The sequence below is a fragment of the Hyphomonas sp. J20-32 genome, from assembly GCF_055808555.1.
This window is the reverse complement of record NZ_CM147873.1, coordinates 1,630,050-1,646,003: the sequence shown is the minus strand read 5'-3', so window position 1 is coordinate 1,646,003 and position 15,954 is coordinate 1,630,050. Positions and strand designations below refer to the sequence as shown.

Genomic DNA, 15,954 nt, shown 5'->3' with positions numbered 1-15,954 from the left:
TGACCATCAACACGGCACAGTCAAGGCTTTGCCGTTTCGAAGGGCAATCCTGACCTCGATGCATCCTGGATGAATGGCGCCGGGAAAGGCCAGATGGTGCGGTCAAGAGGACTCGAACCTCCACGGGTTGCCCCACAGCGACCTCAACGCTGCGCGTCTACCAATTCCGCCATGACCGCACACTGGTCTTTAACAGGCAGAGGGGCCGTATAAGGCGCGCGCAAACCTTTGTGAAGCCCCGATTGTCGCCTATATGCGAACGATCATGCAGAAACTTCCCGCCGTTGAATGGGCCGTATCCGATGCCCCGGTGCCATATGAGGCCGCCATCGCCTTCATGGAGGCCCGCGCCCGCGCGATTCGCGAGGGCGAGGCGTCCGAACTGGTCTGGTTCCTGGAACATCCCCCGCTTTACACATCCGGCACGTCCGCCAAGCCGGAAGACCTCAAGGATGCCAGCCGCTTTCCCGTTTTCGACGCCGGGCGCGGCGGCCAGTACACTTATCACGGCCCCGGCCAGCGCGTCGCATACGTGATGCTGGATGTCGCTGCACGCGGCCGCGATGTCCGGGCGTTCGTGCAGAATCTCGAAACCTGGATCATCGCCGCCCTCGCCGCTTTCAACATCGACGCCGGACCGCGCGACGGCCGTGTCGGCGTCTGGGTCGACCGCACGCAAGCAGGCAGCCCGCTGCGCGAAGACAAGATCGCCGCCATTGGCGTACGCCTGAAGCGCTGGGTCAGCTTCCACGGCATTTCACTGAACGTCGAACCGGACCTCGAGCATTTCACCGGAATCACGCCTTGCGGCATCGCCGACCCGCGCTACGGCGTGACCAGCCTGGTCGATCTCGGCATCCCGGCCAGCATGGGCGATGTCGATATCGCCCTGCGCGATGCGTTCGAAACCGTATTCGGCAACCGTCTGGTGGCCGTGCCGAGCCCGCTTCAGGCCGTTTCGTAGGGTCTGCGCAAGGCTTCGTTCTCAGGGATATGGCTGCCGGTGCTGAACTCGCCGACGCCGCCATTGGGGATACGCGCCACAAAAAGCAACGTCCACAGCATCGCCCCGAAAGACGCAAGCAGCCAGATTGGGAGGGCCATGCCCATCCCGGTGCCAATCGCCGTCTCCCCTGCGGTCTTGGGCTCCGGCGGCGGCCCGCGCCGTTGCTGCGGTTTCTTCGCTTTGGGATTCTCCTTCGCCTTGGCCTCTGCTTCCGCTTTGGCAGCCGCTGCCCGGACCGGATCTGCGGCAATTTCCTTTTCGAGCGCCGCCTTGGCGGCCTGGGCCTCATGCTGTGCAATGCCCATCGCAGCGCCGCCCGCAAAGGCCAGCATGCCGAGCATGAGCGGCAACAGCACAAGTCCCGCCAGCAGCGTGGAACGGCCCGCTTCGGCCAGCCGCCGCACATGGGCCACGAAAGACGTGTACTCTGTCAAAAGGACGAACAACACAAAGGGCACCAGCATGGCCGGCACTGGAATCGGTCCGAGATTGACGGGATTGTTGAACGATTCCGTCTTCACGCCGGCAATACCGATAACGGCCACGACAAATGTCGGCACCAGGTAGAGCAGCACGCGGCCCATGAACATGAACGTCCAGGCTCTGCTGAAATGCAGCTTGCTGGACTGGCCCATCGGATTGAACAGGGTCTGGATCCAGTTCATCGTTGACGGGTCGTCACGGCGATCGAGAATCCACGGGCGGTGCGGATCGATCAGGGCGGGAGATTCTTGCATTATCAATATCCTCGGGGGGAATCAGGAAAACGTGTCAGCCTGGCCGGAGCTGTCAGAGGGCGGGCCGAACCGGTTGGTCGACGGGTCGGACCGCAGACGGGCGGCAATCAGGCCAAGCGCGCCGCTGGTCAGCAGGAAGGCGACAATCGTGGTGAGCACGGACTTGCGGGCAAGCTCCTGTGCGATCTTTGCCACTTCTTCCATGGCCGCGCTGAACTGGCCTTCCATGGCAAGTTTCTGGAAATCGGCCTGCATCAAGAGGGCTTCCGGCGACAGGATCGGCATCAGGATGGCAGTCGCGGTTGTCGAGAGCACGAAATATCCCGCCAGGAAGACAAGGTAGAACCAGGCGCTGTAGCCGCCATCGTGCAGCCGCTTGCCGAACACGCAGACATAACTGAAGACAAGCGGGTATTGCAGCATGCCAAAGGCGGGCGACACCAGCGCAACCGCGATCTGGACGATCATCATCGCGCCGGTCAGCAGGATCAGCCCGCGACCGAAATCGCGCGGGCCAATGCGGCCATTCGGGCTGAGCAGGACATATTGGATGTCCATCGGGGCGGTCTCCTTGGGTTGGCGCCGGTTGGTCGCGTCTTAGCGCCTTTGCAGCCTCTTATCAATAAACGATAAATTCTTGCAACAAAAAAGAGCCGGAGCGTACCTCCGGCTCTGCAGGATGATTGATCGGCGCAAGCAGGCTCAGACGAATGTGTCGGCCGCTACTTCGCCCGGTGGCGGCCCGAACCTGTTCGTGCCGGGCGTCGACTTGAACAGGCTCATGACAAAGCCGATCACGCCCGTGACAATTGCAGTCGACACGATGTTCGGCGCGAGCTGGGCCTGCGCCATTTTCTTGGCGGCTTCCATCGTGGCAGCGATCACCGCGCCGGGATCGTTGCTGGACGCCATGTCTTCCATGTCGCGCGCAAGCTGCTCCTGCATCTCGAGCGTATCGACGCCGAACAGTCCGAGCACGATATTGCCAAGCACCATGGACAGGACAATCGAGAGAACGACCATGCCGATCGTGATCCAACCCGTCTTGTCGGCATCATGGAAGCGTTTCACGTGCAAGACGATCCAGGGCCAGACGACGACCAGGCTCAGAATACCGAGAAACGGGGACGAGTAAGCGGAAATTGCGGTCAAGACGGCACTGATGACAAACAATGTAATCACGCCGCGCCAATAGGTAGGCTGATCAATCCGTCCGTTCGGGCTGAGATAAAGGTTCATGCTGTCCTCCCTGCATAACCGGCTGTCACGGTAACGGAAATTCCGCCACCGATCCAGTGACGCGCCAATGACAGGGGGGCTGCCCCTGTGAGGCGGCCAGAAGCCCATGTTTCTGGTTGTCAGGCCGTTAAGCCGGCTCAGGCGAACTCGACCATGATCTCGTCGGCCGCCACGCTGGCGCCCGCCGCGACATTGATCGCCTTTACCGTTCCGGTGGCTTCGGCGCGGATGATGTTCTGCATCTTCATCGCCTCGACAACACAGACGGCTTCGCCGGCCTGCACTTCCTGGCCGACCGCGACATCCATTGACACGACAAGACCCGGCATCGGCGAAATGACGAGTTTCGACGTGTCCGGCTTTTCCTTTTCAGGAAGCCGCGCATGCAGGTCAGCAACCGTCGGTGTGCAGACGAGTGCGCGCAGCGCGACACCCCGGTGGCGGAAGATATAGCCTTCGGTCCGGTCGGCGAACTTCACCGCGAACGGCTTGCCGTCCAGCACGCCTTCGACGAGGTGCTGTCCGGGCTGCCAATCGGTGACCAGCGAATGCGGCTTGCCGCCATTGATCGTAACCTGCGCATCGCCGTCTTCGCCCAGTTCGAGGTGAACCGGATGGTGCTTGTCGCCGAGAATGACGATCCAGTCCTTGCGGGCTTCGGGCACCGGCGACATGCGACCGGTCACGTGCTGGCCCCGGCGCGAGAAGAAGCCGTGGACATAGGCCGCCGCCGCGATCAGCTGGGTTTCCTGCGCCTTGGTCGGCTCGGTGCCATGGAACCCGTCCGGGAACTGGTCCTTGATATAAGCCGTTGTGATGTCGCCCGAGCGGAAACGCTTTTCGTCCATCACTGCCGCGATGAACGGGATATTGTCCTGGATGCCTTCAATATGGAACCGGTCGAGCGCTTCTGCCTGGGTGTCGAGCGCCGTATCGCGGTCCTTGCCGTGCGTAATCAGCTTGGCAATCATTGGATCGTAGAACATCGAGATCTCGTCGCCTTCGCGCACGCCCGAATCCATGCGGACAGTGCCCTTGCCGAGCTTGCCTTCAACTGGCGGATGGAATCGCTTGAGGCGGCCGATGGACGGCAGGAAGTTCCGGTACGGATCTTCTGCGTACACACGCGTCTCGACAGCCCAGCCATTGATCTTCAGGTCGCCCTGCTTGATCTTGAGTTTCTCGCCATAGGCAACGCGCAGCATCTGTTCCACGAGGTCGACGCCGGAAATCATTTCCGTGACGGGATGCTCCACCTGCAGGCGGGTATTCATTTCAAGGAAGTAGAATCCCTTGTCCTTGCCGGAAACGACAAACTCGACCGTTCCGGCGCTGTCATAATTGACGGCCTTGGACAGCGCGACGGCCTGCTCGCCCATCTTCTTGCGGGTTTCCGGGTCGAGCAGCGGCGAAGGCGCTTCCTCGATGACTTTCTGGTTGCGGCGCTGGATCGAACATTCGCGTTCGAAAAGGTAGACGCAGTTGCCATGCTTGTCGCCGAGCACCTGGATTTCGATGTGACGCGGATCAAGAATGAATTTCTCGATGAACACGCGGTCATCACCGAACGAGGATTTCGCTTCGGCCTTCACGGCCGGGAAGCCTTCTTCGACTTCCTTGTCATTGGCGGCCACACGGATGCCCTTGCCGCCGCCGCCGGCCGAGGCCTTGATCATTACCGGATAGCCAATATCGCGGGAAATCTTCACCGCTTCCTTGGTGTCCTCGATCAGGCCCATATGGCCCGGCACGGTCGACACGCCGGCTTCGGCCGCCAGCTTCTTCGAACTGATCTTGTCGCCCATGGCCTCGATCGCGAAGGCGTTCGGTCCGATCCAGCCGATTCCCTCTTTTTCGAGGCGCTTGGCAAAGGCCGGGTTCTCGGACAGGAAGCCGAACCCCGGATGGATCGCTTCGGCACCGGTCTTTTTGACCGCATCGATGATCTTGTCCGCAACGAGGTAGGATTCCGAGGCAGGCGAACCGCCGATATGTACCGTTTCATCGGCCATTTCCACGGCCATCGATCCGGCATCGGCATCGGAATAGACAACGACCGTTTTCACACCGAGTCGGCGGCACGTCTTGATGACGCGAACGGCAATTTCGCCCCGGTTGGCAATCAAAATCTTCTTGAACATCTCACCCCTGGCCTGCTTGGCATTTCAAATCTGCACCGCAGTTAAGCCGCAGGTGGCAACTTGTCTACATTCCCGGCGAGTCAACCAGGCTTGCCGGGCATCATTAGACATGTTAATGAGCGCTCACATTCAAAAGAGAGTTCCGACATGTCCATCATTCGCCTTGACCTGAATGCCCTGACCAAAGCCGGCACAATTTCGCCCGAAGAGGCGGCCCGCTTGAAAACATTTGCCCTGCCAGACAGAAAAAACGGGCTACTCATCAACCTGTTGCTGATCTTCGGTGCGATCTCTGTCGCGACCGGAACCATCGCTTTGGTGCCCAATGCGGCAACCGGATTGGCGCTCGCCCTGTTCGCGCTGGTCAGCGCCGAGGCATTGCGACGCATCGACGTCGACGAGTCCCTGAAAGTTCTGGGCGCCGGCCTGACCCTCATGGGCGCGCTTGGCGTGGCCGGATGGATCGGCTGGGAATTCCAGGATGCCGCCGAGTCGGCCTATCCGACATTGGCCATTGCAGCCGTGCTCAGTGCGACGGCCATCTGGTTCCGTTCATCTTTCCTTGCCGCGCCGGCGGTTCTGGCACTCGGCGCAACGCTCGGGTCGGGCACCGGCTATTGGCACGCCAGCTATGCGATTTTCGTCGAGGAGCCGACGCTGACCATCCTGTTCTTCAGCGCCGTATCTGCCGGTCTTTTCGCGCTGCGAAAGCGTATTGCCGAGGCTTATCACAGCCTTGCCACGATCGCGGCCCGCACGGCATTCTTCATGGTCAATTTCGCTTTCTGGGTCGGCTCGCTCTGGGGCGACCGGATTGGCGAACACTGGCTGGCACCGCGCGCCTGGAGCGATCGCAATGACTGGCGCGAGGCGGCAACCGAAATACCCGAACTCGTCTTCACACTCGGCTGGGCCGCGTTCCTGATCGCAATGATCGTCAAGGCGCGCCGCGGCGGCTTCGTCTCGGTCACGTCAATCGTGTTTCTCGCTATCCATGGCTACACGCAATATTTCGAACTGCTCGGTGCGAATGCGGCCAGCCTGGTGATCGGAGGTGTCGTGCTGGTGGGACTGGCCGTCGGCGGGGCCCGGTTCTTCCGCAGCAATCCGGCCTAATCGTCCAGCCGTTCGATATCCGCCTCGAATGCCCGCACGCGGGCCGTGACAGCGACAAGGAACGCCGTCGACCAGCCAATCAACAGGAAGCCATTCGCCGCCTCGGCCGCTCCCAGCATGCGCCAGTCATCGTGCAGCAGCACATCGCCAAAGCCCACGGTGGTAAAGGCCGACGTGGAGAAATACAGCGCCTGCTCGACACTCTCGAGCTGCCCCAGCGCGAGATACGCGAAGGCATAGGCCCAGATCTGGATCGAGTGCAGGGCGAACAGGCTGATCACCACGAACAGGATCGACACGCCTTGTCCGAAAATGCTTTGGAGATTGACCGGATGTACGCCGCGCCGTCGCAGGAATGCCGACAGGCCGACCAGTCCCACGAAGTGGATTGTAAAAGTCAGCGCGACCATCGCGCCAGCGACAATCAGATTCAGCCACAGCATGCAATGACCGTTAGACGATCAGCCCGCGACTGCAAGGCCTTGCGTGAAACCTGGCGCCTCAAGTTTCAGGAAATCGATCAGCGCCCGCTCGGCCAGACTGACAGACTTATCCAGCTCAAGGCGCTGGAGGAACCACGAGGTTTCGTCTTCAGTGCCAATGTTCAATTCGCGCAATGCCGCCTGCCGGGCAACGCGGCGCGCGGCGTCGGCCTTGTCGTCATTCTGGCAAATCGGATGGAACCAGCCATCATCTGCAACACCGGTCCGCGCATGCTCCAGGAATGTTCCCGGTTCGGGCCGCATGTCGCCCACCCAGTGATCGCGTGACAGCAGCGACCTTTCACTGAACGGTTCGGGATGAGCCCGTGCCATGAGGTGATTGGAAACCGCGCGGGCGAACAGGTCGTTCCAGGACGGATCGTTCGCGGAAAAGGCAATCGCGTCATTCGTGCGCACCAGCAATTCGGCTTCCGGCCCTGAAATCCAGGATTGGCATTCGCCAGCGGGCACGATCAGGGCCCGGCGCACCCGTTCCACGTCTTCGGGTGCTGCCTTGCCGACATGGGTGATCCGCGCGCAGGCCATTTGCAATGCAAAATAACCGAGCCGCTCCGGCACGCCTTCCGCGTAACGAATGATTTGCAACAGGAGGTCCACTTCGGATGCAATCGGGCCTGTCGTGTCGCGCTTGATGTGGTCGATCAGCCAGTCTGTCTCGTCTTCGGTCACCCAGCTTTTGGGATCGCTATGCACGAGCACGAAATCCTTCATCGCCGCGATGAACAGCCGGTCCCAGGCCGGATCGGTCCCCGCAGTCGTGAAATTAACGCGAAAAAGGGCCTCGGCATCGGTCAGGGACAGGATGCCGTGACGGTACATATCCGTCGCCACGCGGGAGGCGTCATCCTCGGACAGCTTCACCACGGCCGATATCTGCGCGAGGAGCCCCTCGAACCCCTGATCCATTCCATCACCCTCCAAACACCGGAACCTGCATAAAACACAACAGTTTCCGCTTGGTTGATATATTCACTCTGAAATGAACAAATCGGGCATATTGACTTTACGCTGCGTCAGGCTTCTTCAGGTTGCCATCAACAAGACAAACCAGAGGGTGGACCAGACATGGCAGAACTTCGCGATCTTTCCGGGCGTACCGCATTGGTAACCGGGTCGGCGACCGGGCTGGGACGATCCATCGCCCTGAAACTCGCCGAGCGCGGCGCAGAGGTCATCATCAATTGCAGCCGCTCCGTGGCTGATGCTGAAGCGACCGTCGCCGATTGCCAGGCGCTGGGTGCCCAGGCCCGGCTGGTCCAGGCTGATGTGGCGACGGAAGCAGGCTGCCAGACCCTGGCCAGCGCCGCCGGCGCAAGCGGCCGTCTCGACATTCTCGTCAACAATGCCGGCATTACCCGCCACGCGCGCGACCATTCCGACCTCAACGCGCTCAGCCGGGACGACTTTCTCGATACCTATGCCGTGAACGTTGTCGGGCCGTTCCTGATGATGCAGGCCTGCCGCGACCTGCTGGTGGCCAGCCATGCGCAGACAGGCCGCGCCGCCGCCGTGCTCAACGTGTCGTCCATCGCGGGCGTCACGGGAATCGGCTCTTCGGTTGCCTATGCCGCCACAAAAGGCGCGCTAAACACGATGACCCTTTCCCTCGCCCGCGCGCTGGCGCCTGCGATTCGGGTCAATGCGGTGTGCCCCGGTTTCATCGGCACACGCTGGTTCAAGGACACGATGGACGCCGAGCAGTACAAGCGCATGGAAGCCGGCGTGGCGGCCTCGGTGCCGCTGAATGTGGCCAGCGGCCCTGATGATATTGCAGATACGGCGCTTTTCTTCCTGTCAGACGCCTCGCGGCACGTGACCGGTGAAACGCTTCTCGTCGATGCCGGGATGCATCTGGGATATGCTCCGCTCGTGGCCCGGTAATTAAGCGCGAGCGCACAAAGCGCAGGCATTTCCAATACTGGCGCGCCCAAAATAGTGGCGATCCATGCGCGGAAAAACATCACTGTGGTTTTGGTTCGAACGCACAGAAATCCCGGGCTATCCTCGATTTTGAGCTCCAAACCGGAGTGAGTCTCTAGACGGGGAACTACACGATGAAAACCAAGGTAATACGGGCGGGGGTCGCCCTTGCTGCACTGCTCGCCACCGCCGGTACGGCTTTCGCTGAAGGCGAATGGTCAGGCAACGTCGCCATCACGTCCGACTATGTCTGGCGCGGCATTTCGCAATCCAACGAAGATCCGGCCATCTCCGGCGGCTTCGACTATGCCAATGGCGGCTTCTACGCGGGCACATGGGTTTCCAATGTCGATTTCGGCGACGCGTCGGACACCAACCTGGAAGCTGACTTCTATGGCGGTTTCGCCAGCGAATTCGCGAACGGCGTCACCTGGGATGTCGGCGTCATCTATTACGCCTATCCTGATGCTGATGACGAAGATCTCGACTTCGTCGAACTCCAGGCTGCGCTCGGCTATGAATTCGAAGGCGGCGTGGGCGTCGGCGGCGCGGTCTTCTGGGACCCCGACAATGAAAGCGTCTATATTCAGGGCACCGCAGGCTACAGCTTCACGGATGCCTTCGCGGCTGACGTGAGCGTCGGCAATTACAGCTTCGACGGCGGCGGCGACTACACCAACTGGTCGCTCGGCGGCACCTACAGCCTGCCGATCGGCATCGACGTCGACCTGCGCTACTGGGGTACCGATGTCGATGATGTCGACATTGCCGACGAGCGTGTCGTCCTGACGCTCTCGAAGAGCCTCTAGGCAGAAAAACTTCCTCCTAAACTGGGCGTGGACTTGATTGCCCTCCCCCACGCCCGGCAAAGTGAAGGCCGCCAGTCCGAAATGGATTTGGCGGCCTTTGTAATTTCGCCGCAATCACCCTAGATTTAAGCGATACGCACAACACGCTCATTAGGAGACGCAGACCACGCATGGCCGCAGAACTGACTCCCGTCGAAGCCCTGATTCCCGCAATCACACTTCTCGGCTTCGGCGCATCAGCTGCGCTTGCGTCCAAGGCCATGCGGCTCAGCCCGATTGTCGGCTACCTCATCGTGGGAATCCTGATCGGACCCGGCGCTCTCGGCCTGATCGAGATCAGCAGCGCCACGCACTTGCTGGCCGAACTGGGCGTCGTGTTCCTCCTGTTCGATATCGGCATGCATGTTTCCCTGCGCGAGCTGAACGAAAGCCGCACAGACCTGTTGCGTCTCGCGCCGACGCACCTGTTCCTCACCGGCCTCGTCAGCGCCGCCGCCCTCGCCATGATCGGCGTGGACTGGCCCATCGCCATTGCCATCGGCCTCAGCCTCGGCTTGTCGTCGACCGCCGTGGTCGCCCGCATCCTGACCGAGCGGGAGCAGAATTCCTGCCCGATTGGCCGGGCGGCAACCCATGTCCTGATCTTCCAGGATATTGTGGCGATCTTCCTGATGATCTTCGCCAGCTCCCTTGGCGAGTCCGACGTCGGCGCGCAGGGGCTCGCCGGGCTTGTCTCCGACTTCCTGCTGGAGGGCGCGAGCGTTCCCCTCTATGCCGCGCTCGGCCTGTCGGTGGTCCAGACGGGCATCGCCTTCGGCGCCGCGCTGCTGGCCGGCAAATACCTGATCAATCCTGTCTTCCGCACCCTCGCAGCCACCCGCAATGCCGAGGCGTTCACGGCCTTCACCCTGCTGCTCGTCCTCGCTGCCGCCTGCGCCACAGCCGTGATCGGCCTGTCGCTGACGCTGGGCGCCTTCCTTGCGGGCCTTGCGGTATCGGGCACGCCGTTCCGCCACCAGGTGCAGACAGAGATGGGCCCGTTCAGGGGCCTGCTTCTATCATTCTTCTTCATTAGCGTCGGGCTCGGCATCGACATCATGGCACTGCTGGCGCACCTCCCCTTGGTCATGGTCGCGGCCGCCGCGATCCTGGTTTTCAAGACCGGTCTTGGTTATGTCGCAGCGCGGCTCAACCATTGGAGCACGCCGGGGGCGACTCAGATGGCCTTCCTGCTGGCCCAGGGGTCGGAATTCACGCTGGTCATCCTGTCGCTCGGCGCCATCACGGCAGGCATCTCCACAGACCTGATGAGCAGCATTGTTGCCGCCGTGGCCCTGTCGCTCGCACTTGCGCCCAGCTGGGCCGGTCTCGGCGTCCGCCTGTCGCGCCACCTCGCCGAACGCAGCAAGACCGAATCCGAATTCACCAGCACGACGGCCAATGTCAGCGACCGCCCAGTCATTGTCATCGGCATGTCCTCAGCCGGCCGCCTCGCCATCGACGCCCTTGTCGACCATGACATTCCCTATATTGCGACGGAAGCTGACCCTGACCGCTTCCTGGCCGCCGTCGCCGACGGCTATCGTGTATCCTTCGGGGATGCGTCGAACATGAAGCTTGTCGAGGCCGTCGGCGGCAGCAATGCCCGCGCCGTCGTGCTCGGCTTCTCTCGCTACGAGGTCTCCCGCGAAGTGACCCCAACGATCACCCGCCGCTTCCCGGACCTTGTCCGCTTCGTTGCCGTCGACAACCGGCTCGACCTTGAGCGCTATCTCGACCTCGGCGTGCGGGCCCACATCGCTGCCGGCCAGCCCAAGGGCATCGAAATGGTCGCCGACATCCTGATGACGCTGGGCGTGCCTGAACCGGACGTGCGTGAATGGATGGAAGAAGAGGCTGAGCGGTTCAGCATCGGTGACGCCAGCGACCATAACGACGAAGACGACGATCCAGACCTGATCGAAGCGGCCGCCTGAGAAGGGCTGGAATTTCGTCCTCGCCGGGTTTATAGGCATGTCCTTCCCCAAGGAGAGCGAAGATGCGCATAGGTGTTCCAACTGAAATCAAGAAGCAGGAATCTCGTGTCGGACTGACACCTGAAAGTGTCAGCGAACTGACCCGCGCAGGCCATGAAGTGAATGTCCAGTCGGGTGCCGGCCTCGGATCAGGCTTCTCGAACGAGGCGTACACGCTTGTCGGCGCCAAAATCCTGCCCGATGCCGACGCCGTTTTCGCCTCCAGCGAATTGATCGTGAAGGTGAAGGAACCCCAGCCGGAAGAAACCGCCCGCCTCACGCCCAAACACACCCTCTTCACTTACCTCCACCTCGCTCCGGATCCCGTCCAGGCCGCCGGCCTGATGAAGTCGGGCTGCCTCGCCATCGCCTACGAAACCGTGACGGACGCTGAAGGCGGCCTGCCGCTGCTGCGCCCGATGAGCCAGGTGGCCGGTCGCATGTCGATGCAGGTCGCGGCCTGGGCCCTCATGCGGACAACGCGCGGGCGCGGCATCCTGCTCGGCGGCGTGCCCGGCGTGGCGCCTTCGAAAGTGGTCATTATCGGCGGCGGCGTCTCCGGCACCCATGCAGCCGAAATTGCCGTCGGCATGCGCGCCGATGTCACGATTTTCGACCGCAACAATAACCGCCTCGCCGAACTGGACGAACAATTCCGTGGCAGCCTCAAGACCATGTATTCAACCGCCCACTCGCTCGCCGAGGCCATCAAGGATGCTGACCTCGTCATCGGCGCCGTCCTCATCCCCGGCGCCTCCGCACCGAAACTGGTCAGCCGTGAACAGCTCAAAACCATGAAGCCGGGCGCCGTGCTCGTCGACATCGCCATCGACCAGGGCGGCTGTTTCGAAACCAGCCATGCCACCACCCATGAAGACCCGATCTATGACGTGGACGGCATCCTGCACTATTGCGTCGCCAACATGCCGGGCGCCGTGCCGCGCACGTCCACTTACGCGCTGAACAACGCCACCCTGCCCTTCGTGCTGCAGATCGCGAACCTTGGCGGACGCGCCGCCATCAACGCCAACCCCCACCTCGCCCACGGCCTCACCGTCGACGCCGGCAAGATCGCCCACGAAGCCGTCGCCCGCGACCTCGGCGAACCCTATGTGCGGCCCGACTGGCTGGCGGTGTAGGACGCCCTACGCTTCTCTTGATAGGCACCAACGGAATTCTGAATCGACGGGACAAGGCCCGCACCGAAAGGTGCGGGTTTTTCTTTGCGCAAGACAGGAACATCCGCACTTTGTGCAAATAGGGGCGCAGACACTGTGCGCGTGAATGCTGAATATCGCACTGCAAGGCGCGATGGCGGCGTCGCCGCAACCTCTTTCAGGGGATGGCGATCCCCGCCTCATCGAACAGCGCGGCCCGCCGGCTGAGGCTATCGGGTGACCAGGTCTCCTCGTACTCGTAATAGATATCGACGACCCTGGCGCCTTCGGGAAGGCGCACCCAGGGTTGCTTGGTGGAGGTGAAGATATGCACGTCGGGCGGCATCATATCTGGATTGTCGAGTGTTCCGACGCGGATGAAGCGAATGCGCTCTCTCAAGCCAGACATGTGATAATTGCTCCAGACCGCGATGCGACACTTGGGACAGCGCGCGATGGTCTGCCCTTTGCCGCTTGGTGAAGCGACGGTGAGTTCTTCGACTTCGCCCTGAACAAGTTGCACCCGGTCTGCCTCGATCAGCGCGTTCAGCGCAAAGGCGGTCCCGGTCTGTCTCTGGCAAAAGCGGCAATGACAGCAATGCACGATCATGGGTTTTGACACCACATTGTAGCGGACATGGCCGCACGTGCAGCCGCCTTCGTTTGTGTGAGATTCTTCGGTCATCGCCTGCCTTTCCGTTTTGGAGCTTCGTTCACATCGGCCTGGACATTATCCTGCACTGACGATGTCTCCCTTCAGGCCATCGAGAAACGCCAGCACTTCTGCACCTTCCGATGCGCCGACACCGAGTTCTCCCGCGACTTGAATCACAAGCTCAATGAACCGCGCCCAGTCAATCTCGGCAATCCCCATGCCGGCATGAGCCAGCGCCATGTCGCGCCCGGTATAATACATCCTGCCGCCGGTCTCGCGGACGAGATAGTCGATCAGCATCTGTAGATCGCGTGCGTTGCGGTCCTCGCCGCGATGGGCCCAGAAGCGGCCAAGCAGGCTGTCGGACTGTGCCCGACCAATAAGCGTCGAAGCGAATTCCCCGATCGCATCGTATCCACCCAGGCGATCGTAAAGCGAAACCGTCATTTTGAAGTCCCCGTTTTCCATCAGTTTCAACGCGTGCAGCCAATTCTATCAGCCCGGCTGGCTTCCTGATTTGAGTTGCCATCTGGGTCGCATTCACGCACGCTCTTGGGAATTCGGGAAAAATCGACAGCGGTTTTGCAAAAATGCACCATGGGGGAGAGGCCGGATGCAGTGGGACGATGCGCGGATGTTTCTTGCCTTCGCCCGCGAAGGCTCTTTCAGCGCCGCAGCCAAACGGTTGGGCGTACAGCATTCCACTGTCTCGCGGCGAATCCACGCGCTGGAAAAGGATCTTGCAACGCCCCTGGTTGAACGCAGCGCATCGGGCTATGTACTGACCGAAGCAGGCGAAGACCTGCGGAATTCGGCCACCCGGATTGAGCGAGAATTATTGTCGTTTGAGGGCGCCAGTTCTGGCCAGAGTGATGATCCGTCTGGAGAGCTTCGCGTCACCGCGATCGCCAATATGGCCTCATCGGTACTCATGCCCCTGTTTGCCCGTTTCATTACCGCCTACCCGAACATTGACTTGCGTGTTGAGGTGACAAACGAGTCTGTTCGTCTGGCAGAACGCGACGCCGATGTCGCCCTCAGGCAGACGAATGCGCCCGGCGAAACGCTTATCGGCACACGGCTAACGACGGTCGCCTCCGCTGTATACGGCTCAATCGAATATTGTGCTGCGCTTGCGGCCGGACGCACCCCGGAAAAGTGGATCGGTGTCGATTGCTGCGACTACCATAGGACCTGGACCAGACAGGCCAGGCCGCAACTTGATCATTCGTTCTGTGTCGATGACACGTCTCTCACGGCCGCTGCCCTGAAGGAAGGGCTTGGCGTGGGGTATCTCCCCTGTTTCATGGGTGACAGCGACCCAACACTGGTCAGATTTCGGGAACCTGAAAAACAACACGAACTCGGATTGTGGCTGCTCTATCACCGTGACTTGCGAAGTACCAAACGCGTAATTCTCTTCCGGCAGCATATGCAACGCGAGATCGAACAGATCAGCGCTCTGTTCGAGGGCGCGGCGCCCGAGGCAACAGGGCGTTAGGCAATCGTCATCGAGATGGTGGCAAAGGCCCCTTCTTATCCTCCCCCTCCCGGCCTGCGCGTATGATGCGCCGCGATGCCGCCTTTCAGCCTCCTCACTCCAATGCCCGGCCTGCCCTGGTACCTGTTGCCAGTCTGGCCGCTGGTTTTCTGGCGTATCCAGCGCCTCAAGAAATGGTTCCGCGCGGCCGGTGGTCCGGGCAGCCAGATGCTCTGGGGCGTGATGTGGACTGGCCGGGTTGTGATTGTCCGGTTGTCGGATGATCTCTCCGGGCATCCTTCGTGCAGGTTTCGCGCACCTGTGTCGGATCGGCTCAAACCAGCTCTTTCACCCGAAACTATGGTTCCGTGTCCCCTGCGAAGGCAGAGGCTGCGAAACTCAAGTCTAAACACGCACGTCACCGCGCCCCTGCCTTCGCAGGGGACACGTGCCTACTGGCTGCCGCTGCCCCACACCTGACCCATACCACCACCGCACAACACCCGAGCCACACCCGCGAAGCGCCCTCACAGGCGCCGCAGGCTCGGGCGTAAATGTCAGGAATCCAGGGCGGCGATGGCGTCGTCAATCGTGGCGCGGGGCTTGTCGAGAATGGCGGCGATCTGCGCGCGCTGCTCGATAGCCAGCCACAGGCCCAGCACTTCAACATCGACGACGCGCCATTCGCCGTTCCGCTCCATCACGCGCCAGCGGACTGTCGTCGGCTGTTCGCCTTTTTGCGTCACGCGCGTTTCAACCACGGAGTCTTTTTCGTTGCGGTCAATTGAGCCGACCACGTCGACCCGGGCGTTCTTCAGCTTGTTCTTCTGGTTCTCGAACGTGCCGACGAGGAATTTTTCGAACGCCGCCGTGAAACGCGCCTGGTCGGCCTCGCTGAGCTGGCGGGAATGCTTGCCCAGCGTGAACCGGGCGATGGCGGGGATATCCAGAGCTTCTGTAAGCGATTCCGCGCCGGTCTGGGTGCTGGAAATCTGGGTGGCGGTTCCGGCGATCAAGGCCTCTGCCTCGGGGCTGGCCTGTGCAGAGAGTGCCATGATGGCGAAACCGGTCGAAACGATTAGCGTGCGCAACATTGTATCTTGTCCTTCAAGCCAGATTATCCAGATCTGGCTTGTAGATATGTTTGGCCGCCCCTTTTTGTTCCCTCCGCCTTTA

General features: G+C 61.3%; 16 protein-coding genes and 1 tRNA gene. 7 read left to right on the top strand and 10 right to left on the bottom strand.

The genetic code is table 11. The features are described 5' to 3' along the window. Positions 1 to 94: 94 nt before the first annotated feature. Positions 95 to 179: transfer RNA gene (locus AC0L7I_RS08225), tRNA-Leu, on the bottom strand. 86 nt (positions 180 to 265) lie between these two features. Here AC0L7I_RS08225 and lipB point away from each other — a divergent pair. Further along, positions 266 to 964: a lipoyl(octanoyl) transferase LipB gene (gene lipB / locus AC0L7I_RS08220; RefSeq protein WP_473399072.1), complete on the top strand. Its 699-nt coding sequence runs from the start codon at positions 266 to 268 to the stop codon at positions 962 to 964. On the opposite strand, the gene AC0L7I_RS08215 is transcribed toward lipB, so the two are convergent. From AC0L7I_RS08215 to AC0L7I_RS08200, 4 genes are all read right to left on the bottom strand, one after another. Next, entirely contained in the window at positions 949 to 1,743 is a 795-nt protein-coding gene (locus AC0L7I_RS08215) for a hypothetical protein (RefSeq protein WP_473399071.1), read from the bottom strand. The genes lipB and AC0L7I_RS08215 overlap by 16 nt on opposite strands. Before the next feature lie 21 nt (positions 1,744 to 1,764). Then, positions 1,765 to 2,301, bottom strand: a complete 537-nt coding sequence (locus AC0L7I_RS08210; RefSeq protein WP_473399070.1) for a DUF805 domain-containing protein — start codon at positions 2,299 to 2,301, stop codon at positions 1,765 to 1,767. A gap of 144 nt (positions 2,302 to 2,445) precedes the next feature. After that, complete coding sequence (locus AC0L7I_RS08205) at positions 2,446 to 2,982, bottom strand: DUF805 domain-containing protein (RefSeq protein WP_473399069.1); 537 nt, start codon at positions 2,980 to 2,982, stop codon at positions 2,446 to 2,448. A gap of 137 nt (positions 2,983 to 3,119) precedes the next feature. Continuing rightward, on the bottom strand, positions 3,120 to 5,123 hold the full coding sequence (locus tag AC0L7I_RS08200) for an acetyl-CoA carboxylase biotin carboxylase subunit (RefSeq protein WP_473399068.1): 2,004 nt from the start codon (positions 5,121 to 5,123) through the stop codon (positions 3,120 to 3,122). A 147-nt stretch (positions 5,124 to 5,270) separates the two neighbouring features. Between AC0L7I_RS08200 and AC0L7I_RS08195 the strand changes: the two genes are divergently transcribed. Next, positions 5,271 to 6,239 (top strand): hypothetical protein, encoded by a 969-nt coding sequence (locus AC0L7I_RS08195; protein ID WP_473399067.1) that lies wholly within the window; start codon positions 5,271 to 5,273, stop codon positions 6,237 to 6,239. Here AC0L7I_RS08195 and AC0L7I_RS08190 read toward each other — a convergent pair. After that, entirely contained in the window at positions 6,236 to 6,682 is a 447-nt protein-coding gene (locus tag AC0L7I_RS08190) for an ion channel (RefSeq protein WP_473399066.1), read from the bottom strand. The two genes, AC0L7I_RS08195 and AC0L7I_RS08190, sit on opposite strands and share 4 nt — an antisense overlap. A gap of 18 nt (positions 6,683 to 6,700) precedes the next feature. Next, positions 6,701 to 7,648 (bottom strand): hypothetical protein, encoded by a 948-nt coding sequence (locus AC0L7I_RS08185; protein ID WP_473399065.1) that lies wholly within the window; start codon positions 7,646 to 7,648, stop codon positions 6,701 to 6,703. A gap of 159 nt (positions 7,649 to 7,807) precedes the next feature. Between AC0L7I_RS08185 and AC0L7I_RS08180 the strand changes: the two genes are divergently transcribed. The 4 genes from AC0L7I_RS08180 (at position 7,808) to ald (ending at position 12,625) form a co-directional block, all read left to right on the top strand. Next, positions 7,808 to 8,623, top strand: a complete 816-nt coding sequence (locus AC0L7I_RS08180; protein WP_473399064.1) for an SDR family NAD(P)-dependent oxidoreductase — start codon at positions 7,808 to 7,810, stop codon at positions 8,621 to 8,623. 173 nt (positions 8,624 to 8,796) lie between these two features. After that, the gene (locus tag AC0L7I_RS08175; RefSeq protein WP_473399063.1) at positions 8,797 to 9,471 is read left to right on the top strand and encodes a TorF family putative porin; all 675 of its coding nucleotides are present in this window, start codon (positions 8,797 to 8,799) and stop codon (positions 9,469 to 9,471) included. Positions 9,472 to 9,641: 170 nt separating this feature from the next. Next, positions 9,642 to 11,447, top strand: coding sequence for a cation:proton antiporter domain-containing protein (locus AC0L7I_RS08170; protein WP_473399062.1), 1,806 nt, complete (start codon positions 9,642 to 9,644; stop codon positions 11,445 to 11,447). A 62-nt stretch (positions 11,448 to 11,509) separates the two neighbouring features. Further along, on the top strand, positions 11,510 to 12,625 hold the full coding sequence (gene ald, locus AC0L7I_RS08165; RefSeq protein WP_473399061.1) for an alanine dehydrogenase: 1,116 nt from the start codon (positions 11,510 to 11,512) through the stop codon (positions 12,623 to 12,625). Between the two features lie 196 nt (positions 12,626 to 12,821). Here the strand turns inward: ald and AC0L7I_RS08160 are convergent, their stop codons facing one another. Together AC0L7I_RS08160 and AC0L7I_RS08155 are read right to left on the bottom strand one after the other, a co-directional pair. Beyond that, positions 12,822 to 13,328, bottom strand: coding sequence for a GFA family protein (locus AC0L7I_RS08160; RefSeq protein ID WP_473399060.1), 507 nt, complete (start codon positions 13,326 to 13,328; stop codon positions 12,822 to 12,824). 45 nt (positions 13,329 to 13,373) lie between these two features. Further along, positions 13,374 to 13,745, bottom strand: coding sequence for a group I truncated hemoglobin (locus tag AC0L7I_RS08155; protein ID WP_473399059.1), 372 nt, complete (start codon positions 13,743 to 13,745; stop codon positions 13,374 to 13,376). A 1-nt stretch (position 13,746) separates the two neighbouring features. On the opposite strand from AC0L7I_RS08155, the gene AC0L7I_RS08150 reads away from it, so the two are divergent. Continuing rightward, on the top strand, positions 13,747 to 14,799 hold the full coding sequence (locus AC0L7I_RS08150) for a LysR family transcriptional regulator (protein WP_473399058.1): 1,053 nt from the start codon (positions 13,747 to 13,749) through the stop codon (positions 14,797 to 14,799). Positions 14,800 to 15,335: 536 nt separating this feature from the next. On the opposite strand, the gene AC0L7I_RS08145 is transcribed toward AC0L7I_RS08150, so the two are convergent. Then, on the bottom strand, positions 15,336 to 15,872 hold the full coding sequence (locus AC0L7I_RS08145) for an MlaC/ttg2D family ABC transporter substrate-binding protein (protein WP_473399057.1): 537 nt from the start codon (positions 15,870 to 15,872) through the stop codon (positions 15,336 to 15,338). Positions 15,873 to 15,954 lie beyond the last annotated feature (82 nt).